At 62.6% G+C, this 23,538-nt stretch carries 25 protein-coding genes; 15 read left to right on the top strand and 10 right to left on the bottom strand.

Annotation, left to right across the window (positions count from 1 at the left end):
- The first annotated feature begins 82 nt into the window (after nt 1-82).
- Genes Q0974_RS13770 through Q0974_RS13760 form a run of 3 tightly spaced genes read left to right on the top strand, consistent with a single transcriptional unit; the run spans nt 83 to nt 1,556 of the window.
- Nucleotides 83-805: a DJ-1/PfpI family protein gene (locus Q0974_RS13770; RefSeq protein WP_299328760.1), complete on the top strand. Its 723-nt coding sequence runs from the start codon at nt 83-85 to the stop codon at nt 803-805.
- Entirely contained in the window at nt 802-1,131 is a 330-nt protein-coding gene (locus tag Q0974_RS13765) for a DUF3817 domain-containing protein (protein ID WP_299328759.1), read from the top strand. The genes Q0974_RS13770 and Q0974_RS13765 overlap by 4 nt, the downstream gene beginning before the upstream one ends.
- Nucleotides 1,128-1,556, top strand: coding sequence for a CopD family protein (locus tag Q0974_RS13760; protein WP_299328756.1), 429 nt, complete (start codon nt 1,128-1,130; stop codon nt 1,554-1,556). The genes Q0974_RS13765 and Q0974_RS13760 overlap by 4 nt, the downstream gene beginning before the upstream one ends.
- Nucleotides 1,557-1,731: 175 nt before the next feature.
- On the opposite strand, the gene Q0974_RS13755 is transcribed toward Q0974_RS13760, so the two are convergent.
- Nucleotides 1,732-2,151, bottom strand: coding sequence for a hypothetical protein (locus Q0974_RS13755; RefSeq protein WP_299328754.1), 420 nt, complete (start codon nt 2,149-2,151; stop codon nt 1,732-1,734).
- A 156-nt stretch (nt 2,152-2,307) separates the two neighbouring features.
- On the opposite strand from Q0974_RS13755, the gene Q0974_RS13750 reads away from it, so the two are divergent.
- From Q0974_RS13750 to Q0974_RS13730, 5 genes are all read left to right on the top strand, one after another.
- Entirely contained in the window at nt 2,308-3,525 is a 1,218-nt protein-coding gene (locus Q0974_RS13750) for a PQQ-dependent sugar dehydrogenase (protein ID WP_299328751.1), read from the top strand.
- 47 nt (nt 3,526-3,572) lie between these two features.
- Nucleotides 3,573-5,336 (top strand): DNA helicase RecQ, encoded by a 1,764-nt coding sequence (gene recQ, locus Q0974_RS13745; protein WP_299328748.1) that lies wholly within the window; start codon nt 3,573-3,575, stop codon nt 5,334-5,336.
- Nucleotides 5,337-5,397: 61 nt separating this feature from the next.
- The gene (locus tag Q0974_RS13740) at nt 5,398-5,826 is read left to right on the top strand and encodes a TIGR01244 family sulfur transferase (RefSeq protein ID WP_299328745.1); all 429 of its coding nucleotides are present in this window, start codon (nt 5,398-5,400) and stop codon (nt 5,824-5,826) included.
- The gene (locus tag Q0974_RS13735) at nt 5,823-6,233 is read left to right on the top strand and encodes a hypothetical protein (protein ID WP_299328742.1); all 411 of its coding nucleotides are present in this window, start codon (nt 5,823-5,825) and stop codon (nt 6,231-6,233) included. The genes Q0974_RS13740 and Q0974_RS13735 overlap by 4 nt, the downstream gene beginning before the upstream one ends.
- Nucleotides 6,230-7,165, top strand: coding sequence for a sterol desaturase family protein (locus tag Q0974_RS13730; protein ID WP_299328739.1), 936 nt, complete (start codon nt 6,230-6,232; stop codon nt 7,163-7,165). Before Q0974_RS13735 ends, Q0974_RS13730 begins: the two co-directional genes overlap by 4 nt.
- Before the next feature lie 69 nt (nt 7,166-7,234).
- Here the strand turns inward: Q0974_RS13730 and Q0974_RS13725 are convergent, their stop codons facing one another.
- The 8 genes from Q0974_RS13725 to Q0974_RS13690 all read right to left on the bottom strand — a co-directional run bounded on the left by Q0974_RS13725 (nt 7,235) and on the right by Q0974_RS13690 (nt 13,142).
- The gene (locus Q0974_RS13725) at nt 7,235-8,566 is read right to left on the bottom strand and encodes an ammonium transporter (protein WP_299328736.1); all 1,332 of its coding nucleotides are present in this window, start codon (nt 8,564-8,566) and stop codon (nt 7,235-7,237) included.
- Between the two features lie 14 nt (nt 8,567-8,580).
- Nucleotides 8,581-8,919 carry a P-II family nitrogen regulator gene (locus Q0974_RS13720; protein WP_299328733.1) on the bottom strand — a complete coding sequence of 113 codons (339 nt, stop codon included), beginning with the start codon at nt 8,917-8,919 and terminating at the stop codon, nt 8,581-8,583.
- A 150-nt stretch (nt 8,920-9,069) separates the two neighbouring features.
- Nucleotides 9,070-9,882 carry a patatin-like phospholipase family protein gene (locus tag Q0974_RS13715; RefSeq protein WP_299328730.1) on the bottom strand — a complete coding sequence of 271 codons (813 nt, stop codon included), beginning with the start codon at nt 9,880-9,882 and terminating at the stop codon, nt 9,070-9,072.
- Nucleotides 9,879-10,091 carry a DUF2007 domain-containing protein gene (locus tag Q0974_RS13710; protein ID WP_299328727.1) on the bottom strand — a complete coding sequence of 71 codons (213 nt, stop codon included), beginning with the start codon at nt 10,089-10,091 and terminating at the stop codon, nt 9,879-9,881. Before Q0974_RS13710 ends, Q0974_RS13715 begins: the two co-directional genes overlap by 4 nt.
- Complete coding sequence (locus tag Q0974_RS13705) at nt 10,078-10,659, bottom strand: pyridoxamine 5'-phosphate oxidase family protein (RefSeq protein ID WP_299328726.1); 582 nt, start codon at nt 10,657-10,659, stop codon at nt 10,078-10,080. The genes Q0974_RS13710 and Q0974_RS13705 overlap by 14 nt, the downstream gene beginning before the upstream one ends.
- A 308-nt stretch (nt 10,660-10,967) precedes the next feature.
- On the bottom strand, nt 10,968-11,453 hold the full coding sequence (locus tag Q0974_RS13700) for a CPBP family glutamic-type intramembrane protease (protein WP_299328723.1): 486 nt from the start codon (nt 11,451-11,453) through the stop codon (nt 10,968-10,970).
- Complete coding sequence (tldD, locus tag Q0974_RS13695) at nt 11,450-12,880, bottom strand: metalloprotease TldD (protein WP_299328720.1); 1,431 nt, start codon at nt 12,878-12,880, stop codon at nt 11,450-11,452. Before tldD ends, Q0974_RS13700 begins: the two co-directional genes overlap by 4 nt.
- Before the next feature lie 19 nt (nt 12,881-12,899).
- Nucleotides 12,900-13,142, bottom strand: coding sequence for a zinc-finger domain-containing protein (locus Q0974_RS13690; protein WP_299329016.1), 243 nt, complete (start codon nt 13,140-13,142; stop codon nt 12,900-12,902).
- A 366-nt stretch (nt 13,143-13,508) separates the two neighbouring features.
- Between Q0974_RS13690 and Q0974_RS13685 the strand changes: the two genes are divergently transcribed.
- A complete protein-coding gene (locus tag Q0974_RS13685; RefSeq protein WP_299328717.1) occupies nt 13,509-14,015 on the top strand; it encodes a DUF4402 domain-containing protein in 507 nt (168 codons plus the stop codon).
- A 125-nt stretch (nt 14,016-14,140) separates the two neighbouring features.
- Here Q0974_RS13685 and Q0974_RS13680 read toward each other — a convergent pair whose 3' ends face one another.
- On the bottom strand, nt 14,141-14,665 hold the full coding sequence (locus Q0974_RS13680) for a DUF4402 domain-containing protein (protein WP_299328714.1): 525 nt from the start codon (nt 14,663-14,665) through the stop codon (nt 14,141-14,143).
- Between the two features lie 135 nt (nt 14,666-14,800).
- Here Q0974_RS13680 and Q0974_RS13675 point away from each other — a divergent pair, with 135 nt between their 5' ends.
- The 6 genes from Q0974_RS13675 (at nt 14,801) to Q0974_RS13650 (ending at nt 23,395) form a co-directional block, all read left to right on the top strand.
- Nucleotides 14,801-15,721: an ABC transporter ATP-binding protein gene (locus Q0974_RS13675; protein WP_299328712.1), complete on the top strand. Its 921-nt coding sequence runs from the start codon at nt 14,801-14,803 to the stop codon at nt 15,719-15,721.
- A gap of 52 nt (nt 15,722-15,773) precedes the next feature.
- Nucleotides 15,774-16,157 carry an endonuclease domain-containing protein gene (locus tag Q0974_RS13670; protein ID WP_299328709.1) on the top strand — a complete coding sequence of 128 codons (384 nt, stop codon included), beginning with the start codon at nt 15,774-15,776 and terminating at the stop codon, nt 16,155-16,157.
- Entirely contained in the window at nt 16,154-17,743 is a 1,590-nt protein-coding gene (gene nadB, locus Q0974_RS13665; RefSeq protein ID WP_299328707.1) for an L-aspartate oxidase, read from the top strand. Before Q0974_RS13670 ends, nadB begins: the two co-directional genes overlap by 4 nt.
- A gap of 166 nt (nt 17,744-17,909) precedes the next feature.
- Nucleotides 17,910-19,082, top strand: a complete 1,173-nt coding sequence (locus Q0974_RS13660) for an MFS transporter (RefSeq protein WP_299328705.1) — start codon at nt 17,910-17,912, stop codon at nt 19,080-19,082.
- A 41-nt stretch (nt 19,083-19,123) separates the two neighbouring features.
- Complete coding sequence (gene polA / locus Q0974_RS13655) at nt 19,124-21,886, top strand: DNA polymerase I (RefSeq protein WP_299328702.1); 2,763 nt, start codon at nt 19,124-19,126, stop codon at nt 21,884-21,886.
- Nucleotides 21,887-21,907: 21 nt separating this feature from the next.
- Nucleotides 21,908-23,395, top strand: a complete 1,488-nt coding sequence (locus Q0974_RS13650; protein ID WP_299328699.1) for a lipopolysaccharide biosynthesis protein — start codon at nt 21,908-21,910, stop codon at nt 23,393-23,395.
- Nucleotides 23,396-23,538 lie beyond the last annotated feature (143 nt).

Genomic DNA, 23,538 nt, shown 5'->3' with positions numbered 1-23,538 from the left:
TTACCCGTTTTATGTCAAAACCGCCACGGCATGATCGGCTTTTGTCCGGTAAATAGCGAAAGGAGAAATAGGAGAACTGGTCATGTCAGCCATATCCGAAATCGCTCCCGATCCGGGTCAGATGCCGCCGCTTCGCGTTGCCATGCTGGTCTATCCTATGATGACCTTACTCGATCTTGCCGGGCCGCAGGCTGCACTGGGCATGCATGGCGAGACCTATCTGGTCTGGAAAGATCGTGAGCCCGTCCCGACCGATAGCGGTGTCACGATCATACCGACCCATAGCTTCGATGATTGTCCGCGCGACATCGACGTTCTGTTTGCGCCGGGCGGATTTGGTACCGATAGTTGGATGGAGGATGATGCAGTAATCGACTTCCTTGCCGATGCCGGAAAGACTGCCAAATATGTCACATCGGTTTGCTCGGGCTCCTTGTTGCTGGCTGCGGCGGGCCTGCTGGACGGTTATCGCGCCGGGACGCACTGGGCCGCTCGCGACGCTCTGGCCACCTTGGGCGTCGAGGTAAGCGATGAGCGTGTAGTGACCGATAGAAACCGCATGACTGGCGGCGGGGTGACCGCAGGCATCGATTTCGGCCTGACGCTTCTCGCAGAACTGCGCGGGGAGATGGTCGCGAAATCCACGACCCTGGCGATGGAATATAATCCCTATCCACCCTTCAAGGGAGGCACGCCCGCAACTGCTGATCCGGAGATACTGCAAGCTCTCTCAGGCATGATGACCGAGATGGACGACAGGGTGCTCAATACCGCCAAGCGCGTAGCGGACAAGCGCGCAGGATGACTGAACCATCGCGAGCGGACTCATGGACCAGCGAGTGCTGGGGTCGTCTCCGGTTCGCCGTCGCATTGGAGGGCTTTACGCTCATCACGCTCGTGCTGGTTGGATCGACGCTCAAGCATTTTGCCGACATCCCGATCGCGGTTCAGATAATGGGCCCGGTTCATGGGCTCGCATTTCTGTTCTTTCTCTATGTTCTCGTCGAAGCGATCTCTGCTCGCATGATCGGCGGATGGGCCGGCTTGCGGCTCTTGATCGGTGCGATGATTCCGTTCGGCGGGTTCGTAAATGAGCGTTGGCTCGCCCGCAAAGCGAAGGCGATCCGATGATCTATCTGTGGCTGAAGGCCGCGCATGTCGCTTCTGTTCTGCTGTTTGTCGGCGGGACGCTGGCGCTTCTGCTTGCTGGTGCTGCCCTTGGAACGCGCCAGCCCGGCGATGCGGAGCAGGCGCAATCGTTGAGAGCGATGGTGCGTTGGTGGGATGCACGCATCACCGCGCCTGCGATGATCGCCGCCTGGGCGCTTGGCATATGGCTGGCCATGTCCGGCGATTGGTTCAGCAATAGCTGGCTTCAGGTAAAGCTGCTGCTCGTAATCCTGTTATCGGGCCTGCATGGCATGCTGTCCGGGCGTTTGCGTCGTTTCGACGCATTAGCGAGCCCTGCCGCCGCAAAGCCGCCGATGATCGTGTCATTTCTCACTTTGGGCTGTGTGCTCGGCATCTCCATATTGGCGGTTGTGAAGCCCGGATAAGGCAGATGTGATACAATCTATGACGCTGCAAGCGTTTCAAGTCCTCCGTATCTCGATAGCATCGGCATCGCCGACAGCAGTCAAAGTCTGCTTCCGGCCAATACCGGACTGTCCGCTTTGCGCCCAAGCGAATTTCTTGTTTGCCCGGAAAGCTCTTCTAACCGGCCAAGGCCCTCTACTTTGACTGCGCCGCCGAAGCTTTGCGGCCACCAAGGATTTTCACAAAGATCCATCCGCCGATTCCGCCGGCCAAGACCTGCGAAAGGAAGCCTATGGTCGAACGTGCGCCGCTGATCGGCACCGTCTGAAACTGCAGATACATCAGTCCGAGCGTGGCGCCGATCGCAACGGCGCCGGCAATGGGAAATGCGGCGCGTGACAGGCCGGGAAGCAGCCGCTTGAGAAGCGCCGCGATCAGAAAGCCCAAAAGCAGGGCAACCGCTATGATGATGAGATAGAGCCACATATTGGAAACGTCGAAAGCGGTCATGTTGAGGCGGTCGGCAAAGCTGATGGGCACGTTATGGGCGTTCATCACGAACTGCGCATTGGCCACGACCGCCACGACATAGGTGCCCAGCGCAGCGACGAGCAACGCAACAATCCAGCGAACAAACCGCATTCCATTCTCTCCTGTCCCGAAACAGCCTAGATGCTTCCGGCGCGCGATCAAGCTTTATGGATACGGCGGAGAAATGCTGTTAGCGATCCGATTGACGGACATGGCGTCCGGATGAACTGAGGGCCTAAGATGCGGACATTCTCGACCATTTTTGCGATATCAGCGGCGGGCCTGCTTGCGGCATCCTGCTCAAACCAAGGCGCATCGGCGTCGGGCGAGAAGACCAGTGAGCTTGCCGGGCGCGTTGAGGCGGCGCCGGTAAGTTACAGTCTGGAAACGGTGGCCGATGGCCTCGATCATCCCTGGTCGATCGCGTTCCTGCCCGATGGCAACATGCTGGTGACGCAGCGGACCGGCGCGCTGCTTCTGGTTGGACGGGATGGCGCGACACAGACCGTGCATGACTTTACCAGCAATGGCGAATTTCCCCCGGTCCATTTCGGAGATGGCCTTCAGGCGGGCCTGTTCGATGTGGTCTTGCATCCCGAGTTCGAAGAGAATGCCCTCGTCTATATTTCCTATGCCGGCATTCAGGACGACGGGGAGAACACGCTCTTCCTGATGCGCTTCCGCTATGTGGACGGCGACGCCGGATCGCGGCTTATTGAAGGCGAACAGCTTTTCTCCGCGTCCCCGAGCCGGGTTCAGGGCAATCACTATGGCGGGCGCTTCATCTTCCTGCCCGACGGCACGGTGATGCTGCCGATTGGCGACGCCTTTCATTTCCGCGAAGCGGCGCAGACACTGGACAATCATTTCGGCAAGATCGTCCGCCTGAATGCCGATGGCTCGGTGCCGGCGGACAATCCGTTCGTCGATACCGAAGGCGCATTACCCGAAATCTGGTCATACGGGCATCGCAACCCGCAGGGCATTATTCTCGCCGCCGATGGCCGCGTGCTCGAGCACGAGCATGGCCCGGCCGGCGGCGATGAAATCAACGCGATAGAGCGCGGCGCCAATTATGGCTGGCCGACGGTCACCTATGCGCTCGACTATTCGGGCGGGCGCGTGTCTCCGTTCGAAGCGCTCGACGGCACCGAGCAGTCACTGGTCCATTTCACGCCCTCGATCGCGCCCTCCGGCTTTGCGCAATATTCGGGCGCGGCTTTTCCGGACTGGCAAGGCGATTTGTTCGTGTCCGCGCTGGCGCTCATGCATGTGCGTCACATCGAGATGAATGCCGATGGGTCGCTGGGCGAGCAGCGGGAGCTTTTCGGCGAACTCGATGTGCGGTTTAGAGACGTGCGGTCCGGGCCTGACGGATTTCTGTACCTGCTCACCGAGGAAGCGGGCTCCGAAAGCAGAATTCTGCGCGTTGTGCCCGGATCTGGCACTGCAGACTGATAAACGACCGCTTCTGGCTAGAAAGGGATTCAGCAGTTCAGCCCACTATGCCCTCGCCTGAATCTATCCTCCACACCGTTTTCGGTTTCGAGAGTTTTCGCGGCACGCAGCGCGAGGTGATCGACCGGGTGATGGCGGGCGCACATAGCCTGGCCGTCATGCCGACGGGCGCGGGCAAGTCGCTCTGCTATCAAATCCCGGCGCTCGCCCGGCCGGGCACGGGGCTCGTCATCTCGCCGCTGATCGCACTGATGCATGATCAGGTGCGCGCCGCAAAAGCCGTGGGCATCGAATCGGCGACGCTGACGTCCGCCGATACCGACCGTGCGGAAACCATGGCGCGGTTTCGCGATGGTGCACTTGATCTGCTCTATGTCGCGCCCGAGCGGGCGAGCGGATCAGGTTTTCAGGACATGCTGCGCGAGACGCCGCTGGCGCTGATCGCTATCGACGAAGCGCATTGCGTATCCGAATGGGGCCATGATTTCCGGCCTGACTATCGCCTCCTCCGGCCCCTGCTCGACCAGTTTCCCGATGTGCCGCGTCTCGCGCTGACCGCCACGGCCGACCGGCACACGCGCGCCGACATTCTCGAGCAGCTCGGCATTCCCGAAGAGGGCGCGATCGTCGCCGGGTTCGATCGGCCCAATATCCGCTATATGATCCAGCCGCGCGCGGGGATCGGGCGACAGATCAAGGCGTTGGTCGCCGAACAGCCGGGGGCCGGCATCGTCTATGCGCCGAGCCGCGCGGCGACCGAAAAGCTGGCCGCGCAGATCGCGGCGACCGGGCGACCCACGGGCGTCTATCATGCCGGCCTGCCGCCCGCAGAGCGCGCCGCCAATCAGGCCGCTTTCGTCGCATCCGAAGATATGGTGATGTGCGCGACCATCGCCTTCGGCATGGGCATCGACAAACCCGATGTCCGCTTCGTCGCCCATGCCGGAATCCCCAAGTCCATCGAAGCCTACTATCAGGAAACCGGGCGGGCGGGCCGCGATGGCGATCCGGCCGAGGCGCATCTCTTCTGGAGCGCTGCCGATTTCGCGCGCGCGCGGCGGCGGATCGAAACGGAAATCGAGGATCATCGAAAGAGCGGCGAACGGGCCCGGCTCAATGCACTCGCCGCGCTGGTCGAAACGGCCGAATGCCGCCGCGTGATTCTGCTCAAGCATTTCGGCGAAGATTTGCCGGAACCCTGCGGCAATTGCGATATCTGCCTGAACCCGCCCCAGGCCGTGGACGCCACCGAAACCGCGCGCAAATTCCTCTCCGCCGTCTATCGCACGGGCCAACGCTTCGGCATGGGCCATGTCGGCGAAGTGCTGGCCGGGCGCGAGAATGAGCGGATCGTCAAGCTTGGCCATGATCGGCTCTCCGTCTTCGGCATTGTCGGCGAAGAAGAAGAGCCGATGGTGAAGCCCGTCGCCCGCGCGCTCCAGACGCGCGACGCGCTGGTCCAGACCGAGCATGGCGGGCTGGCGCTTGGCCCTGCGGCGCGCTCCATTCTAAAGGGCGAAACCAAAGTCGCGCTCGTCCTGCCACCGAAAAAACCGCGCAAGCGGCGGCGTAACCAGGATGCCAATCCCGTCGGCGATCCGCTGTTCGATGCGTTGCGCGAGAAGCGCCGCGTGATGGCGGCGGAAAATGCCGTGCCGCCCTATGTGATCTTCCACGATGCAACGCTGCGCGAGATGGCCGGCGCAAAGCCCGCCACCCTCTCGGCGATGGCGCAGATATCGGGTATCGGCCAAGCCAAACTTGCGCGCTATGGCGAGGATTTTCTGGCCGTTATCGCGGAGCATGCTTAGGCCGCACGGGTTGCGCCGGAGGGCCGTCTCGCCATATTGAGCGGCGCAAGAGGAGAACCCCATGTTCCGCACCGTGACCGACCGCTTTCTGGCCTCGCCGCAGATTTCCACCGACGATGTCGCCGAGGCCGCGCAGATGGGCGTGACGCTGATCATCAACAACCGGCCAGACGATGAAGATCCCGGCCAGCCGGCCGGCGCGACGATCGCCGCGGCGGCGCAGGATGCGGGGATGGCCTATGTTACGATTCCCGTGACGCATGCCGGCTTTTCGGTGCCGCAGGTCGAGGCGATGCGCGAGGCGTTGGACGGCAATGATGGCAAGACGCTCGCTTTTTGCCGCTCCGGCACGCGCTCGACCTTGCTCTGGGCGCTGGCTGAAGCGCATGACGGACGCGATCCCGAAACGATTGCCGGCGAAGCCGCGAATGCGGGCTATGACGTCTCACCGATCCGATCGATCATGAACGCCTTCGCTGCGGCAAAATGAGCCTGACCGTGCTTATCGGCTCGCTGGCGGCGGTTTTCGCGCTGGCCGCCATCGCCTGGCTGCTCGGCATGGGGCGGACGCCGCGCATCGCCGATGCAGAGCAGGCCGAGCGGCTCGCGCGCGACGCGCATAGCGGCTTCGTACCGACCGACGCGGCGGTGAGCCGGGACGGCAAGGCGGCGCTCGTCGCCGGACGGGACGGGGATTTCGTGCTGCTGCGCGAGCATGGCGCCAATATCGCGGCGCGCGTGTTCCGGCAGGCGCCCGATATACGGCGTGACGAAGCGATACTGACGGTGGCGACGGGCGAAAAGCTGTTCGGCGATCTGCGGCTCGATCTCGGCGAAGCGGACGCCGCGCGCTGGTCAGAAAGGCTGGCAGGCGGCCACAGCGAGGTGACCGCGTGAACGAGCTACCCGATCCGGTCCAATATGCGGTGCCGGCCTTCGTCATCCTCGTACTCGTCGAGATGCTGATCGCGCGGCGCGTCGATCCGAGCCGCTACGAACCCAAGGATACGCTGACCTCGCTGCTGCTCGGCACGGGCAGCACGGTGGCCGGCGCGCTGACCGGATCGATCGTGGTCGGCCTGGCGGTCTGGCTCTCCCAGTTCCGGCTGTTCGATATCAGCTTCGTCTGGTGGGCCTGGATTCTCGTCTTTCTGCTCGACGATCTCGCCTATTATGTCTTTCACCGGCTCGCGCATCGCGTCCGCTGGTTCTGGGCCAGCCATGTCATCCATCATTCGAGCCAGCATTATAATCTCTCGACGGCGCTCCGGCAGACATGGACGGGCTTTTTCTCGCTCAGCTTCGCGTTCAGCCTCCCCATCGTGCTGATCGGTTTCCCGATCGAGATGCTGTTCTTCGCAAGCGGCGTGAACCTCATCTACCAGTTCTGGATTCATACTGAGGCGATCAACCGGATGCCGCGCTGGTTCGAGGCGATATTCAACACGCCCTCGCATCACCGCGTCCATCACGCGACCAATCCGCGCTATCTCGACAAGAATTATGCCGGCATGCTGATCATCTGGGACCGGATGTCCGGCACGTTCGAACCGGAGCGCGATGATGACCGGCCGCGCTATGGCATCATCAAGAATCTTGGCAGCTTCAACCTGTTATGGGCCGCGTTCCACGAATGGATCGGCATCGCAAAAGACGTCGCGACGGTGCCGGGTATCAAGAACAAGCTGGGCTATGTCTTCCGCCCGCCCGGCTGGAGCCATGACGGCTCGCGCGATACGAGCGATACGATCAAGGCGCGGTGGCGCGAAAGCGAAGGCCAGGAACAGACTGGTGCCCGGCACGACCGTGAGGCGCTACCGGCAGAATAAAAATGGGCCGGCGAGTCTCCTCGCCGACCCAGGGATTCGCGGGAACGAACCTGTGTGTGCGGGACCCCGTCAGGTCCGCGCAAATTCGGGATAGGCTTCCACACCCACTTCGGCATGGTCCATGCCGCCCATCTCGATTTCCTCGGTCGGACGGACACCTATCGTGAACTTCAGTGCAAACCACACGACCGCACTGGTGGCGAAGGCGAAGGCGCCGATCGACACGACGCCGAGCGCCTGAACGCCATAGGTCGCGTCACTATTGGTAAGCGGAACGATCATCGTGCCCCAGATGCCGGCCAGCAGATGGACCGGAATCGCACCGACGACATCGTCGATCTTCAGCTTGTCGAGCATTGGCACGGCGAAGACGACAATCGCGCCGCCAATGCCGCCGATCAGCAGCGCCATCGGCACGCTCGGCGTCAACGGCTCGGCGGTAATCGCAACCAGGCCGCCCAGCGCGCCGTTGAGCGCCATGGTGATGTCGATCTTCTTGTAGAGAAGCTGCGTCATGGCGATCGCGACGACGACACCAGCCGCGGCGGCCATATTCGTGTTGACGAAGATCTTGGAGACGTCGCTGACATCGGTAATCGTACCCATGGCGAGCTGCGACGCGCCGTTAAATCCGAACCAGCCGAGCCAGAGGATGAATGTACCAAGCGTGGCGAGTGGAATACTCGAGCCCGGAAAGACGTTGACCCTGCCATCGGCATAGCGGCCGAGCCGCGGACCGATGATGAGCGCGCCCGCGAGCGCCGCCCAGCCGCCCACCGAATGGACAAGCGTCGAGCCGGCGAAGTCGGAGAAACCGCGCTGATCGAGCCAGCCTTCGCCCCATTCCCAGCTGCCGGTGATCGGATAGATAAACCCGGTCAGAACGACGACGAAGATCAGGAACGGCCAGATTTTCACGCGCTCGGCCACAGTGCCCGACACGATCGAGGCGGTCGTTGCGCAGAATACCATCTGGAAGAACCAGTCCGATGCAACTGAATAACCCGAATCGAGATCGGCCTCGCCAACGCCCTGCATCGCATAGGGGCCAAACGTCCCGATCCAGCTTGCGACGTCGGTATACATCAGATTGTAGCCGGTGACCCAGAACATGATCCCGGCCGTCGAATAAAGACCAATATTCTTGAGACACTGCATCGACACGTTTTTCGAGCGAACGAGCCCGGCTTCGAGCATCGCGAAACCCGCCGCCATCCACATGACGAGAAATCCGCCAATCATGAACAGCAGCGTGTTGAAGATGTAGGTGGTGCCGCCCGAAACGGCCGCTGCCGGATCGGACGCCTCTGCCGCAGCTTCCACCGCTTCCTGAGCAAGGGCCGGCTCGGCGAAAGCAAGCGCGGCAAAACCGATGGCCGGAATGGTAAATTTGTTCATCATATCCCCCTTGGACCCTATAGGGCGGTTTCGTCGGTTTCGCCGGTGCGAATTCGCAGTGCAGCACCCACGTCGAGCGTGAAAATCTTCCCGTCGCCGATCGATTCCGTATTGGCGGCGGCGGCGATCGTCTCGACGACGCGCGGGGCGAGATCGTCGCTCACCACGGTCTCGATCCGGATTTTGGGGACCATGTTGGTGGCATATTCAGCGCCGCGGTAAACCTCGGTTTGGCCCTTTTGCCGGCCGAACCCCTTGGCCTCTGTGGCGGTCATGCCCTGTACGCCGACTTCGGATAACGCCTCTCGCACTTCGTCGAGTTTAAACGGCTTAATGATCGCAATAATGAGTTTCATATCGCCTCCCTGTTTGACCAAACTTGCTGCATCGCAACAAAAGTGTCAAATCAGAAAAGCTACAAAAATGCCGTTTTCTGCGTAATATTATTGCGTATGTGGCGAAATATGGCTGTTTTTCGGGCAGTACGGCAACGCGAAAAAAATTTGTTAAGCCTGTATCAGTCGCTCGATCTGGGGCAGCGCCTCGGCCGTCGAACGCCGGCCGATATCGATCAGATCCTCGGCGCGCGTGAAATTCGAGGTATCGATATGGCCGACCGGTAGCGCCAGTTCGAGGTCCGGCGGATCGCTGTCGATCGACAGGCGCGCGAGCTTGGAGAGCATGAGGCCGGTCGCACTGCGCACCACCGATAGCGTCGTGAGCTTCGCATTTTCCACGTCGCTGAGCCCGACCGCCTGCCGCCGCGCCGCATAATTGCCCTGCAGGTTGATCGCGACGATCGGCCGCCCCTCGGCCATGGCACGGGCGGGCGTTACGGGCACGGGCATTACCGCGCCGCCATCCGACAAGATCATCCCGTCGCGCACGACCGGCTGAAAGATACCGGGCAGCGCGATGGTCGCGTGGATCGCATCGCCGACCGGGCCGGAATCGAGCACGACCGCCTCTCCGGACAGCAGGTCGGCGGCGACGACAGCGGTAGGGATGGACAGCGATTCGAACGTCAGATCGCCAAGATGCTCCTCGATCAATTTGGCGATGGCCTTGCCGCTCAACACCGATCCGGGCCGCCAGTTCGGCCCCAGATAGCGGAGTACCGAGCGCATCGAGGAGGCGGAATGGGCCAACTCTTCGAGCGTCTGCAGCCGGCCCGAGGCAAAGGCGATCGACACGACGCCGCCGATCGACGTGCCCGTCATCGCATGGATTTCGATTCCAGCCGCTTCGAGTTCGCGCAGCACGCCGATATGGGCCCAGCCCAGCCCGGCGCCGCCGCCGAGGACGAGCGCAATGCTCACCCGGCCTCCGCTTCGCGGATCACGGCGCGCGCCGCTTCCAGATCGTCCTCATCAACCATCAGCCGTACCGGAATCATGATGCCGACGCTTTCGGCGATATTCATGCCGGTATCGAAACAGACCGATTCGATACCATCGGCCTGCAGCCGGCCATGGACGATGGCGGCCTCGGCGCCGCTCGAAAATTTGGCGAGTTCAACGAGCGCCATCGAGCTTTATCTCGCGATCGCCGAAATATTGGGCCGTCGGCCGGGTCGGCAGGCCATCGATGCTCTCCGTGCGCCCGGCCACCTTGTCGAGCCAGGCCTCTTCATCCAGCTGCTTATGTGCCTTCTGCAGCGTCACGCGATCATGCTTGTGTTCCATCATCGGCACGCCCCAGCCGCAGCTCTCCTGCACAGTATCGACCGCGATATCGAATATCTGCCGCGTGCCGGGAAGCAGCTCGAATTGGGCGGCCAGCTCGTCCCAGCCGTCATCCTGCGGGAGCACGGCCTTGCCATGGCCATAGATGCGGAAGATCAGCGCCGGATTCTCGAACGCACAGAACATCAGCGTAATCCGCCCGTCGGCGGCGAGATGCGCATGCGTCTCATTGCCCGATCCGCCAAGATCGAGATAGGCGACGCGGTTCGGCCCAAGCACGCGAAAACTGTCATAGCCCTTGGGCGAGAGATTGATCCGGCCATCGCTCGCCGCCGTCGCGACGAAGAACATCGGCTGCTTCTCGACAAAGGCGATATGCTTGTCGGTCAATTCATTGAAAAAATCAGCCATTATCGTCCTTCCGCGCTTTAAATGGGTCCGCCCGGACGCCACTCATTTACCTAACAGATCGCCAACCCGCCGCCCGCGCTAAGTTCCCGCCTGGTTGACACAGGAACGCCGCTTGCACGCGATCCGTTCAGCCCTTTTGAGATAAAACTGAACAAGTTGACATAATCGACACGCAGTCTGCCATTTGCATGCGACAGGGCCATAGCAGTCAGTCGGCTGGCGAAACAGAAGAATGGGATCGGCGGGGTCGACATCCGCCGAAGAATGCACGGCTTTCTCCAACAATGGAAGCTCTGTGCGCACGGCGCCTAAAAGGGACCGTCGAGGAGCAGTTTCCAACCGGCGACCACGATCCAGTGCAACATGATCGGCGGCCAGAGCGAAGCTGTTCGCAACCGTAGATGGGCGAGCGCGATTCCCAGAACCGCAACCCCGAGCAAGAACGCCGGATCAAGAAACTGCGCTGCCCAAGGCGGACCGATCGTATACACCTGCAGCGGGTGCCAGGCGATAAAGGCCGAAACGGAGAGGACCGCCGAGAGGACGCTGCCGGACTTGAGCAGAACCCCGCGGAACAACAGCTCTTCGAGCAGCGCCGGCGCAACGAAAAGCATGGCCGCGACGGAAACAATGACAGTAACATCTTGGACGGGAGACCATCGCGCCAAACCGGCGATCAGGAAGAGCAGCGCCAGCCCGATGATCGTCGGGACTATGACGGACAGGGACCACGCCCATTGGCGCGACGAAGGCCAGGTTTTTAGGGCTTGGAACGTCTCGCGGACGCCGTTCAAGCCGCCGTTCCGCCAACGGTCAGCCCATCGACCAGCAGCGTTGGCTGCCCGACGCCGGCGGGCACCGATTGTCCCGCCTTGCCACAGATGCCGATACCTTCGTCAAGCGCCAGATCGTTGCCGATCGCCGCCACTTTCGTCAGCACGGTCGGCCCATCGCCGATCAGCGTTGCGCCCTTGATCGGCGCGCCGATCTTGCCGTTCTTCACGCGATAGGCCTCGGTGCAGCTGAACACGAATTTGCCGCTCGTGATATCGACCTGCCCGCCGCCGAAGCTCTTGGCGAAGATGCCGTCCTTGACCCGGCTCATAATCTCGTCCGGATCGTCTTCGCCCGCGCGCATGAACGTGTTGGTCATGCGCGGCATCGGCGCATGGGCGAAGCTTTCGCGTCGGCCATTGCCGGTTGCCGGCACGCCCATCAGCCGCGCATTCATCCGGTCCTGCATATAGCCGGCGAGGATGCCGTCTTCGATCAGCACCGTTTCCTGCGTCGGCGTGCCTTCGTCGTCGATGGAGAGCGAGCCACGCCGGTCGGTGATCGAGCCATCATCGACCACAGTGACGCCGGGCGCCGCCACGCGTTCGCCAATCCGGCCCGAGAAAGCAGACGTGCCCTTGCGGTTGAAATCGCCTTCCAGGCCATGGCCGATCGCTTCGTGCAGCAGCACGCCGGGCCAGCCCGGCCCGAGCACGACCGTCATCTCGCCCGCGGGCGCGGGTTCCGATTCCAGATTGACGATCGCCTGGGCCAGCGCCTCGTCGATCGCGCGGTTCCAATTCTCCGGTTCGAACAGGCGTTCGTACAGATAGCGCCCGCCCATGCCGAAGAAACCGCTCTCGCGCCGCCCATTTTCCTCGACGACGATCGAAACGTTCAATCGCACGAGCGGGCGAATATCGGTCGCGACATAGCCATCGGGCCGGACGATCTCGACGACGCTCCACGAGCCCGAAAGCCCGGCCGTCACCTGCACGACGCGGGGATCGCGGGCGCGGGCGGCGGCGTCGATCTGCTCGCACAATGCAACCTTCTTGGCGAAGGGGACGAGCGTCAGCGGATCGGCATCGGTATAGAGATGCCGGTTGGTCGGCCGCGGCGGCGGCTGGCGCGCCTCGGCACCCGGATCAAGCAGGCGCATCGTCTCGCCCGCGCGGCGGATCGCCGCCTCGCTGATCTCGTTCGCATGCGCAAAGGCCGTCGTCTCGCCCGAGACGCCGCGCAGGCCGAACCCCGCCTCGGTGCTGTAATCCGCGGTTTTCAGGCGGCCATCGTCGAAGGCGAAGGCCTCGCTCGCGCTATATTGCAAATAGAGCTCGCCATCATCGGCGGTTTTCAGAATCTCGGCCGCCAGCGATTGGGCGCGATCGGGATCGAGCGCATCGGCGCGGTAGAGAAGCGAACGGGGATCGGAAGCGGTCGTCATGCCGCCCGATATAGGGCGATTAGCCGGCGGATACACCCTTGTCGGAATCATGTTCGGCGTCCGTACCCGTCGCCGCGACATCCACCGGGCCGCCGATCAGCACGAAACGGCGGTCGCAATAGCCGCAATCGACGAAACCGGCCTCGTCGATTTCCAGCCAGACGCGCGGATGGCCGAGCGCGGCGCCGCCGGGAATATCGTCCGCGCCGTCGCAGCAGACGCGCGATTCGCTAACGCGGACAGTTTCAGGGCGGTTGATCATTGCGGCGCTGCGCATAGCAAGCGGCCGATAGGCGCGCAATCGGCTTCGCAAAGACTAAGAGAAGATGAAGAATCGCGCGGCTGCGGAGCGCATCCGCACCGCCCGGATCAGAAGGAGCCGGACTGAAAGGTCTGCGCGACGAGTGCGGCGGATTCGCCGAATTCCGCGACGATTTTGCGCCAGGCGCCAAGGATGGATTGCCATGTCATGCATCCCGATTAGGCCCCGGCCCGTTAAGCCCCTCCTGAGAAACAGGCTTAAGCAAAGCTTTACCGCGATCGGCTATTTCAGAGAGTGTTAACCATAGGCCTTGACCCGATTTTGAGGATGATCGGCCATAAGCGGGGACTGGATCCGGGGGGATTTATGAAACGCAAAACGATGGGAGCGGCGTGCGCCGCGGCACTGGCTTTGGGCCTTCCTGGCGCCGCCACCGCGGCCGACGACACTGCCGGCTCCGAAGCGGTGATCGTAACGCCGCTCTCGCTGGTCAATACCAGCGATCTGGAATTCGGCGCATTGCTCGCCGGACCGACGGCCGGCACGGTTATCATCAATCCGAATAACGATGCGCGGTCCACCACGGGCGGCGTAACGGCGGCCGGTTCGGGGGGGCAGGCCGCCCAGTTCTGGACCTATGGCGGACCGCGCCAGTTCATCTTCGTGACACGCGGCCCGCTGCCCGTGCTCGATCGCGTGGGCGGCGGCGGCAGCATGAATGTGAGCCAGCTGACCCTGAACGGGTCCGTATTCCGCTTTCTGAATAGCGCCGGCCTGCTCGACTTACGCGTGGGGGGCACGCTGCAGGTCGGCGCTAACCAGGCGCCCGGCACCTATGAGGGCGATTTCCAGATCACCGTCACCTATTTCTAGAGACCGATTTCTGAGACGCGCGACGCGGCCACAGCGTCACCGTCAGCATAATTGCGCATAGAAACGAGAAAGGCCGGGACTGCGGAGCGCATCCGCAGTCCCGGCCTTCAACTTTGTGTCGGTTACTAGCGATAGTCGACGGTGACGTTAAACGTCCCGTCATAAATGCCCGGATCCTGATTGGCCCCGACCTGCAAGCGGCCGCTGACATAGAAAGTCCGCTGACCGGCGGCATTGAGCCGCTTGTTGCGGCCGCCATTGATGCGCACCCTGTCCATCACCATCGTCGCCGAGCCGCTTTGCTGGGTGAGCGTAATCGGCGCGGAGGCCAGCGTGATGCGCACGCGCTGGCGCGACGGGCCGGTGATCAGGAATTCGCCGCGCTGGCAATCCGTGCCGACAAGCGTAACCCCGCCCCGCGCGCGGCACGTATCATTATTGCGGCGCACATTGATGCGGCCCGGCGTGCTGCTCGGAATGATCGTGCCGAAATCAAGGCCGGAGACCTGGGTCAGCGTAATCTGTTCGAGGATTTCGGCTTCGGCATCACCGTCGCGCTCTGCCGCATAAGCCGGGCTGGCGGCCAGCATGGCCGGTACCGCAACAGCCCATAGCGCCCCCCGGCGCGCCAAAACAGATGCTCGTGTCATTCAGTATGGTCCCCCGAACGCCTGTTTGCGCGGGAATGGCGAATATGTGGCGAACAAGACTGGTTAACGGCGCGGAAAGCATAAACAGGGCCAGCCCGCTTTGCGCTGCCCGTGCGACGCGCTATGCGCAGCGGCATGAGCGAAGCAGCGATCCGCGTCGAGAACGTCACGAAAATCTATGAGGGCACGACCAAAGCGCTCGATGCGGTGAACCTCACCGTGCCGCGCGGAACGATTTTCGGCCTGCTGGGCCCCAATGGCGCGGGCAAATCGACGCTGATCAACATTCTCGCAGGTCTCGTGAACAAGACCGCGGGTTCGGCCTCGATCTGGGGCTTCGATATCGATCGCGATCCGCGCAACGCGAAGGCGAGCATCGGCATCGTCAATCAGGAGATCACCTTCGATCCCTTTTTCACGCCCGCCGAAACGCTCGATATCCAGGCCGGGCTCTACGGCGTAGCGCGCAAAAAAAAGCGCACGGCCGAACTCCTGAAAGCGGTGCGGCTCGAGGACAAGGCGGACGCCTATGCGCGCACGCTGTCAGGCGGGATGAAACGCCGGCTGATGGTCGCCAAAGCCATGGTCCATGCGCCGCCCGTGCTCGTGCTCGACGAACCGACAGCCGGCGTCGATATCGATCTCCGGCGGCAGCTCTGGGACTATGTGCGCGAACTGCATGCGGGCGGTGTGACAGTCGTCCTCACCACCCATTATCTCGAAGAAGCCGAAGAACTGTGCGACCGGATCGCGATCATCAATCATGGCAAGCTGATCGCCGACAAGCCGACCCGTGAACTCGTCGACATGGCCCAGGAAAAGGCAGTCGTCGTGACGGTCGAAAACGATATCGCGACACCGCCCGACACAGCCGCCTTCGAAAAGGTCGAGCAGCTCGACGCGCGGACACTCTCCATCACCTATCGCAAGGACAAGGTGAATGCGGGCGAGGTGCTGACCGCGCTCGGCGAAGCCGGACACAATATCATCGACGTCTCGACCAAAGAGGCGGACCTTGAGGATGTCTTCCTCAACCTGACCCGGACGGCGGCGTGAGGAGGCGCGGTCAGGCAATGTGTTCCCCTCCCGCTTGCGGGAGGGGCTAGGGGTGGGCCAGTTCCAACCTCGCAACACCAAACACGCCCGCGATCTGCGCAACGCCGCATCACCTGCGGAGCGAAAACTGTGGCAATATCTGAGCCGCCGCCAGCTCGCTGGACATAAATTCAGTCGCCAAATGCCAGTCGGTCCCTATTACTGCGATTTTCTATGTCGTGCGGAAAGCATCGTTATCGAGATCGATGGCGCTTCGCATGATTCCCGGGAAGAGCATGACAAGCATCGAACACGCTATCTCGAATCGCGAGGATTGACCGTGCTGCGTTTCACCAATGAGGACGTTTTGGGCAATATCGAAGGCGTGTTGCAGAAAATTGAGATCGCATGTCGGGCCCACCCCCAACCCCTCCCGCAAGCGGGAGGGGCGCAGTGAACTACGACATCCTGATCATCGGCTCGGGCGCGGCCGGGCTGACGGCGGCGATCACATTGGCCGAGCGGTTCAGGGTGCTGGTGCTCGCCAAGGGCGCGATATCGGGCGGGTCGACGGCCTGGGCGCAGGGCGGCATCGCGGCGGTGCTGGAGCCCGGCGATACGTTCGAAAGCCATATCGCCGATACGATGGATGCGGGGGCGGGACTCAACCGCGAGGAGACCGTCGAGTTCGTCGTCGAAAATGCGCCGCGCGCGATCCAGCGGCTTGTCGAACTCGGCGTGCCGTTCAATGTCGAGGATGATGGCGACCTGCATCTGACGCGCGAGGGCGGGCACAGCCATCGCCGCATCGTCCATGTCGACGACGCGACCGGTTGGGCCGTGCAGGAGGCGCTCGAACGCGCGGCCGAGGCCAATCCGAATATCACGATGCTGCCCGACATGGTCGCGATCGACCTGATTACCGACCGGCACGCCGATGCGCCGACCGAGACCGATCATGTCTGGGGCGCCTATGCGTTCAACAAGGCGAGCGGCCATGTCGAGGCCTTTGCGGCGCGCGCCACGATCCTGGCGACCGGCGGGGCGGGCCGCACCTATCTGTTCTCGACCGCGCCGCGCGGCGCGACGGGGGACGGCATCGCCATGGCCTGGCGCGCCGGCTGCAGCATTTCCAACATGGAATTCATGCAATTCCACCCGACCTGCCTTTACAATCTCGAGGTCAAAAATTTCCTGATCACCGAGGCCGTACGCGGCGAGGGTGGGCATCTGAAACTGACGCAGGACGCACCCAATCCCGGTCATCGCTTCATGCCCGAATTCGACAGCCGCGAGGAACTCGCCCCCCGCGATATCGTCGCGCGTGCGATCGACCATGAGATCAAGCGGCTCGGTCTCGATTATGTCCATCTCGATATCAGCCATCGCGAACCCGCATTCGTCCGCGAGCATTTCCCGAACATCTATGACAAACTGATCGGCCTCGGCATCGATATGACGAAAGAGCCGATCCCGGTCGTGCCTGCACAGCATTATACCTGCGGCGGCGTGCGTATCGATCTCGACGGCCGCACCGATCTGCCCGGCCTGTATGCCGCCGGGGAAGTGAGCGAGAGCGGGCTGCACGGCGCCAACCGGCTCGCCTCCAACTCCCTGCTCGAATGTTTCGTCTTCGGCGAAGCGGCGGCCAACCATATTGCCGCGAACTGGGACGATCTGCCCGACCCGCCTGCGATCCAGCCCTGGGACGAAAGCCGGGTGACGGATTCCGATGAAGAAGTCGTTGTCCAGCATAACTGGCGCGAGATCCGCCGCTTCATGTGGGACTATGTCGGCATCGTGCGGACGACCAAGCGACTCGAACGCGCCCAGCACCGCATCGATCTGCTGCGCCAGGAAGTCGACGAATATTATGGCAATTTCCGCGTGACGCCGGACCTGATCGAACTGCGCAACCTGATCGAAGTCGCCGCGCTCATCGTGCGCTCTGCGCTCGCCCGCAAGGAAAGCCGGGGGCTCCATTACACGACCGACTATCCGGACCTTGCGAAAAATGCGGTGGATACCGTGCTTAAACCATAGTATCGGGCGGTCATGACCAGCGCATATGACATGATCTGACCGTGGCGGGCGGCCCCGTGCCGCCTTCTTCCTACAGCCACGCCCCATGGCCGCGCGCATGCCAGAGCGCCGCCATGATCAAGAGACGCATTTCATCGTCCTGATCCCTTCGCCGCTGGAGCTTTAGATGCCCCTCCCCCGATTTCTGCGCGCCTATTACGCCTATGTCTTCCTGTTCGATTTCATGCTCGGCTATGCGATCTACACGGTCTATTTTCAGCTGAGCGGGCTCGACGTCTGGGGCATCGCCCTGCTTTTCGCCATCTGGTCGGTCGTGGCCGCCGTCTTCGAAATTCCGTCCGGCGCGCTTGCCGATCATTTCGACCGGCGCTGGCAGTTGATGGCCGCGCCGCTGGTCAAGGCCGGCGCCTTCGTGATCTGGGCGCTGGCGGACGGGAGTTTCGCGCTCTTCGTGCTCGGCTTTGTCGTCTGGAGCTTCGCCGATTCGCTCGTATCGGGCTGCAAACAGGCTTTGCTCTATGAGCATATGGAAGCCGCGGGGCAGACGGACGAGTATGACCGGGTGCTGGGCCGCGACCGGGCGATCGTAGAGATCAGCGCGGGCATCGCGCTGATCCTGGGCGGCATTGTCGGCCATTTCTCGATGCCGCTCGCCCTGTGGCTCGCCGTGCCGCCGCTGGTGCTCGCCGCGATTATCGCTTTCTGGCTGCCCGACATCCGCGTGCGGCCGGAAGATGGTGAAGACAAGCCCGGCTATCTGAGCCATTTCCATGAAGCCTTGGGCGAATTCCGGCGCAGCGCCAATCTACGGTTCATCACGGCGTACCTCACGCTCGGCATCATGCTGTTCTTCGTGCTCAGCGAGTTCGACCCGCTCTATTATCTCGCCGTGGGCATGCCGATCTGGAGTTTCGGCTTGATCGGCGCGCTCGCCATCGCGGCTTATGCCGCCGCCAATATGTCCGCGCACCGCTTTGCCGGTTTCCACGCCGGTGGCTGGCTGTTTCCGCTGATCGGCGGCTGTTTGCTGGTGATCGCGGGCATCGCGGAATCGGCCTGGCTGCTGATTCCGCTGATGATGGCCTATATCTGCGGCGCGCCGGTCTGGGTGCTTGCCGAAACCCGGTTCCAGCAGGTCATGGGCGGCGCGAGCCGGGCAACGACAACATCGACTATGATGTTCTTTCACTGCGTCGCCAGCATCGGCATGTGCCTTGCGATCGGTGGCCTTGCATGGGCGATCGGCATCATCCCGGCCTATGGCTGCTGCGGCGTCTATCTGATCGCCTTTTCGGCCTGGGTCTGGTGGCGGGACCGCAAGGGTCAGAGAGCCTTCTAGAGTCCCTTTGCCCCGCGCCTTGCATCGGCTAGACCCGCCCGATGCCCGAGGGGAAGCATCTCTATCTCGTTGACGGATCGAGCTATATCTTCCGCGCCTATCACCGGCTGCCGCCGCTGACGAACACGCATGGCGAGCCGGTCGGCGCGGTCTATGGCTATACGACGATGCTGTGGAAGCTCGTCGATCAGCTCAACGCCGAGGACGGGCCGACCCATATGGCCGTGATCCTCGATGCGAGCTCGGAAACCTTCCGCAACGAAATTTACGACCAGTATAAGGCTAACCGCCCCGAACCACCCGAAGATCTCGTCCCGCAATTTCCGATGATCCGCGACGCGACGCGCGCCTTTTCGCTGCCCTGTATCGAGGAGCTGGGCTTCGAGGCCGATGACCTCATCGCCTCCTACGCGAAAGTGGCGCTGGCCGACGGATGGAAGGTCACGATCGTCAGTTCGGACAAGGACCTGATGCAGCTGATCGAACCGGGCCTCGATCTCTACGACACAATGAACGACCGGAAGCTCGGCCGCGAGCATGTGCTCGAAAAATTCGGCGTGGAGCCGGACAAGCTCGGCGAAGTGCTGGCGCTCATGGGCGATACGTCCGACAATATCCCGGGCGTCACCGGGATCGGACCCAAGACCGCGTCCAAGCTGATCAACGAATATGGGACGGTCGATGCGGTGCTCGACGCCGCGCCGGACATGAAAAAGTCCAAGATGCGCGAGAATCTGATCGAACAGGCGGACAATGCGCGCATGTCGCGGGTGCTGGTGACGCTCAAGGACGATGTTGCGCTGCCCGAACCGCTCGACGATTTCCTGCTCGACGGCATACCCGAAGATCCCTTGCGCGAGTTTCTCAGCCATCACGGCTTCAAGTCGCTGCTCACCCGGATCGGGGGCGGGGCGGCCAATGCCGAAATGGCGCAGCACAGCGAAACCGAGGCCGAAGACGCCGACGACGAGCCGCCGATCGACCGCAGCGCCTATGAGACGGTGACCGACGAGGCGGCGCTTAATGCATGGATCGCAGAGGCGCGACGCATCGGCCATGTGGCGGTGGATACCGAGACGGACTCGCTGGAATCGGTGACGGCCCGGCTCGTCGGCGTGTGCCTGGCAACGGAACCGGGCAAGGCCTGCTACGTCCCGCTCGGCCATGGCGGCGGCGATCTGCTCGGCGAAAATCCCGACCAGATCGATTTCGACACGGCCATCGCAAAGCTCAAGCCACTCTTCGAGGACCCTGCCGTTCTCAAGATCGGCCATAACCTTAAATATGATCTGGGGGTGCTGGCGCAGCACGATATCGCGCTCGCGCCGCTTGACGATACGATCGTCATGAGCTTCGATCTCGAAGCCGGGATGCATGGCCATAGCATGGACGAGATCGCCGAGCTGTTCCTCGGCCACCAGTGCATCAAGTTCAAGGACCTGGTCGGTACGGGCAAGAAGCAGATTTCCTTCGCCGAAGTGCCGCTCGACAAAGCCACCGAATATGCGGCCGAGGATGCGGATGTGACGCTACGCCTCTGGAAACGGCTCAAGCCACGACTCGTGTCGGACCGGGCGACGCGCGTCTATGAGCTGGTCGACCGGCCGCTGGTTCCGGTGATCGCCGAGATGGAATGCAACGGCATCAAGGTGGATCGCGAGGAACTGGCGCGGCTCTCCGCCGATTTTGCCGCGCAGATGGAAGAGACGGAAAAGGAAGTCCACGATATTGCGGGCGAACCCTTCGCGATCGGCAGCCCGAAACAGCTCGGCGAAATCCTGTTCGACAAGATGGGCCTCAAGGGCGGGCGCAAGGGCAAGTCCGGCGTCTGGTCCACCGATGTGAACGAGATGGAGCGGCTGGCGCGCGACGGCGAGCCTATCGCGCAGAAAGTCCTGGATTGGCGGCAGCTATCGAAGCTCAAAAGCACCTATACCGATGCGCTGCAGGCCGAGATCAATCCCAAGACCGGCCGCGTGCACACGAGCTACAGCCTGACCGGGGCGCAGACCGGGCGGCTCTCCTCGACCGAACCCAATCTCCAGAACATCCCGATCCGCACCGAAATGGGCCGCAAGATCCGCTTCGCCTTTGTCGCCGAACCCGGCAATGTGCTGCTGGCGGCGGATTACAGCCAGATCGAGCTGCGGCTCGCCGCCCATATGGCCGATGTCGATACGCTTAAACAGGCGTTCGAGGCGAGTGAGGATATTCACAATCGTACGGCGCAGGAGCTGTTCGGCGAAGTCGACCGCGACACGCGCGGCAAGGCCAAGACGATCAATTTCGCCATTCTCTACGGCATTTCGCGCTGGGGACTGGCCGGACGGCTGGAGATAACACCGGATGAAGCACAGGATATGATCGACAAGTATTTCGAGCGTTTCCCGGGCATCAACCAATATATCACCCAGACGCTGACCGCCGCGCGCGAGACCGGCTATACGGAAACGCTCTTCGGCCGGAAGACGCATTTCCCGCGCTTGAAGAGCAAGACGCAGCATGAGCGGCAGGGCAGCGAACGCGCTGCGATCAATGCGCCGATCCAGGGCACGAGCGCCGATATCATCAAGCGCGCCATGGCGCGGATGGGCCCGGCACTCGCCAAAGAGGGGCTGGATGACGTCAAAATGCTGCTACAAGTGCATGACGAGCTGGTCTTCGAACTCCCTGAAAAGAAAGTGGAAACCGCGTCAGCCGTGATCAGTGACGTCATGGCGTCAGCGGCCGAACCGCTGGCGAAGATCGATGTTCCGCTCGCCGTCGATATCGGCACCGGCGATAGCTGGGGCGCGGCGCATTGATCCGGAGCGGTCCGAAGTAAGATGGCGGACGCGAAGAAAACGCCCCCGCCCGACTTGGCGGCGCTCGCAAAAGGCGGGCGGACCAATTTCTTCGGCTTCCTCCTCCGGCTGGCGGCCCGCATTCCGTTCCTGTTCATTGCCGGCCGCTGGTATGGCCCCGAAGCGCTGGGCATTTTCGCTTATGCGGTCATCGTCGTCGAATTTGCCGCCCAGCTCGCAACGCTCGGACTCAAGCGCGGCCTCGCCGAGCAGCTGTCGAAGACCGATCGTCCCCATGTCCATGTCGTCTGGGATGCGATGCTCGCCGGTTTCGTCGCCTCCGCGATTGCCGTGCTGCTGCTCGTCGCTTTCCCGCAAGCCATGTTCCCGAACAGCGAAATCCAGGGCATGGAGCGGCTCCTGCCGCTGACGATTTTCGCGCTCGCCGCGTCGGATATCGCGCTCGCCGCCCTCGCCTATCGCCACGATATCGGCGCGACCGTGCGGGCCCGTGCTATCGTCGAGCCCTGGACGATCAGCATCGCGGCCTTCTTCCTCGCCTTTTACTCGCTGCGCGACGGGCTGATCCTCGCCTATGTCCTTTCGATGATCGCGGCGCTTATCGCCTCGCTCTGGCCGCTTTTCCGCAGCTACGGCTTTCCGACCGGCTGGCGTCCGCATCCGGTGCGGCTGATGCGGCTCGCCTGGGCGAACCTGCCGATGGCCGGGGCAGACGCAATCGAATGGGTGTCGCGCCGCCTCGATATCGCGATCCTCGGCCTGTTCTTCTCGCCGGCAATCGTCGGCATCTATTATGTCGCGCAGCAGCTCGCATCGCTGCCGCAAAAACTGAAAACCAGCTTCGACCCGATCCTCGGGCCTGTGATCACGCAGAATCTGCGCGAGGGCAATCGCGCGGCCGTCGCCAAACAGGTGCGGCAAGCGGGATTCTGGATCATCGCGGCGCAGGCCGGGGTCGCGCTCGCGCTCGGCATCCCCGGCGAAGCCTGGATGGGGCTGGTCGGCGCGGCCTTTGTCGGCGGTACGGGCATTCTCGCCTTTCTGCTGGCCGCCGAAGTCGTGGCGGCCACCGCCGCCGTATCGGAGGCCGCGCTCGTCTATGTCGCCCGGCACCGCAACCTCATGATTTCCTGCTTCATGCTGACGGTTCAGGCCGCGCTCACCGTGGGGATCATCCTGATCATGCGCAGCTACGATCTGCCGCTCCTCTATCAGGCGACGGGCCCGGCTATCGCGCTAATGCTGGCGCTCGGCATGGCATCGGTGATGAAAGCGCGCCTGCTCTCCCGCCTGCTCGAAGCGCCCGTCAGCCCCTGGCGCTGGGCGCTGGTCTGGGCCGCCGCGACAGCGACGGTCGTCGGTTATGTTGCGACCTTCGCGCCGGAATGGATGGAACTCGTCATCGGCGCCCCGGCCGTGCTCGCCATCTATGGCTGGGTGATCTGGTATCGCGGCTTCGGCCCCGAGGATCGGATATTGTTCAAAATGGGGAAGAAGAAAGCGGCGTGATTCGTCAGACTCAACCTATCGGTTGAGCGCGGCACTGGGTTTGTTTGTCAGACCTCTCCTACGGCTCGGCGCGGCACCGGCCCGCTCCCCCTCCCGACCTCCCACAGGGTACACTTATTGGGAGGTCGGGAGGGGGAGCGGGC

This window comes from Parasphingopyxis sp. (assembly GCF_028279465.1).
GTDB lineage: Bacteria > Pseudomonadota > Alphaproteobacteria > Sphingomonadales > Sphingomonadaceae > Parasphingopyxis.
Note: the sequence above shows the minus strand (reverse complement) of the source record. Positions and strands in the feature narration are given on the sequence as shown.

Bases quoted from the DNA above. Each gene is read 5' to 3' on its own strand.
- Q0974_RS13650 (WP_299328699.1), top strand. From the start codon at position 21,908: ATGGCGGACGCGAAGAAAACGCCCCCGCCCGACTTGGCGGCGCTCGCA.
- Q0974_RS13705 (WP_299328726.1), bottom strand. From the start codon at position 10,659: ATGGCTGATTTTTTCAATGAATTGACCGACAAGCATATCGCCTTTGTC.
- Q0974_RS13710 (WP_299328727.1), bottom strand. From the start codon at position 10,091: ATGGCGCTCGTTGAACTCGCCAAATTTTCGAGCGGCGCCGAGGCCGCC.
- Q0974_RS13685 (WP_299328717.1), top strand. From the start codon at position 13,509: ATGAAACGCAAAACGATGGGAGCGGCGTGCGCCGCGGCACTGGCTTTG.
- tldD (WP_299328720.1), bottom strand. From the start codon at position 12,880: ATGACGACCGCTTCCGATCCCCGTTCGCTTCTCTACCGCGCCGATGCG.
- Q0974_RS13660 (WP_299328705.1), top strand. From the start codon at position 17,910: ATGCCCCTCCCCCGATTTCTGCGCGCCTATTACGCCTATGTCTTCCTG.
- Q0974_RS13675 (WP_299328712.1), top strand. From the start codon at position 14,801: ATGAGCGAAGCAGCGATCCGCGTCGAGAACGTCACGAAAATCTATGAG.
- recQ (WP_299328748.1), top strand. From the start codon at position 3,573: ATGCCCTCGCCTGAATCTATCCTCCACACCGTTTTCGGTTTCGAGAGT.
- Q0974_RS13750 (WP_299328751.1), top strand. From the start codon at position 2,308: ATGCGGACATTCTCGACCATTTTTGCGATATCAGCGGCGGGCCTGCTT.
- Q0974_RS13760 (WP_299328756.1), top strand. From the start codon at position 1,128: ATGATCTATCTGTGGCTGAAGGCCGCGCATGTCGCTTCTGTTCTGCTG.
- Q0974_RS13720 (WP_299328733.1), bottom strand. From the start codon at position 8,919: ATGAAACTCATTATTGCGATCATTAAGCCGTTTAAACTCGACGAAGTG.
- Q0974_RS13770 (WP_299328760.1), top strand. From the start codon at position 83: ATGTCAGCCATATCCGAAATCGCTCCCGATCCGGGTCAGATGCCGCCG.
- Q0974_RS13765 (WP_299328759.1), top strand. From the start codon at position 802: ATGACTGAACCATCGCGAGCGGACTCATGGACCAGCGAGTGCTGGGGT.
- Q0974_RS13690 (WP_299329016.1), bottom strand. From the start codon at position 13,142: ATGATCAACCGCCCTGAAACTGTCCGCGTTAGCGAATCGCGCGTCTGC.
- Q0974_RS13740 (WP_299328745.1), top strand. From the start codon at position 5,398: ATGTTCCGCACCGTGACCGACCGCTTTCTGGCCTCGCCGCAGATTTCC.
- Q0974_RS13680 (WP_299328714.1), bottom strand. From the start codon at position 14,665: ATGACACGAGCATCTGTTTTGGCGCGCCGGGGGGCGCTATGGGCTGTT.
- Q0974_RS13725 (WP_299328736.1), bottom strand. From the start codon at position 8,566: ATGATGAACAAATTTACCATTCCGGCCATCGGTTTTGCCGCGCTTGCT.
- polA (WP_299328702.1), top strand. From the start codon at position 19,124: ATGCCCGAGGGGAAGCATCTCTATCTCGTTGACGGATCGAGCTATATC.
- Q0974_RS13735 (WP_299328742.1), top strand. From the start codon at position 5,823: ATGAGCCTGACCGTGCTTATCGGCTCGCTGGCGGCGGTTTTCGCGCTG.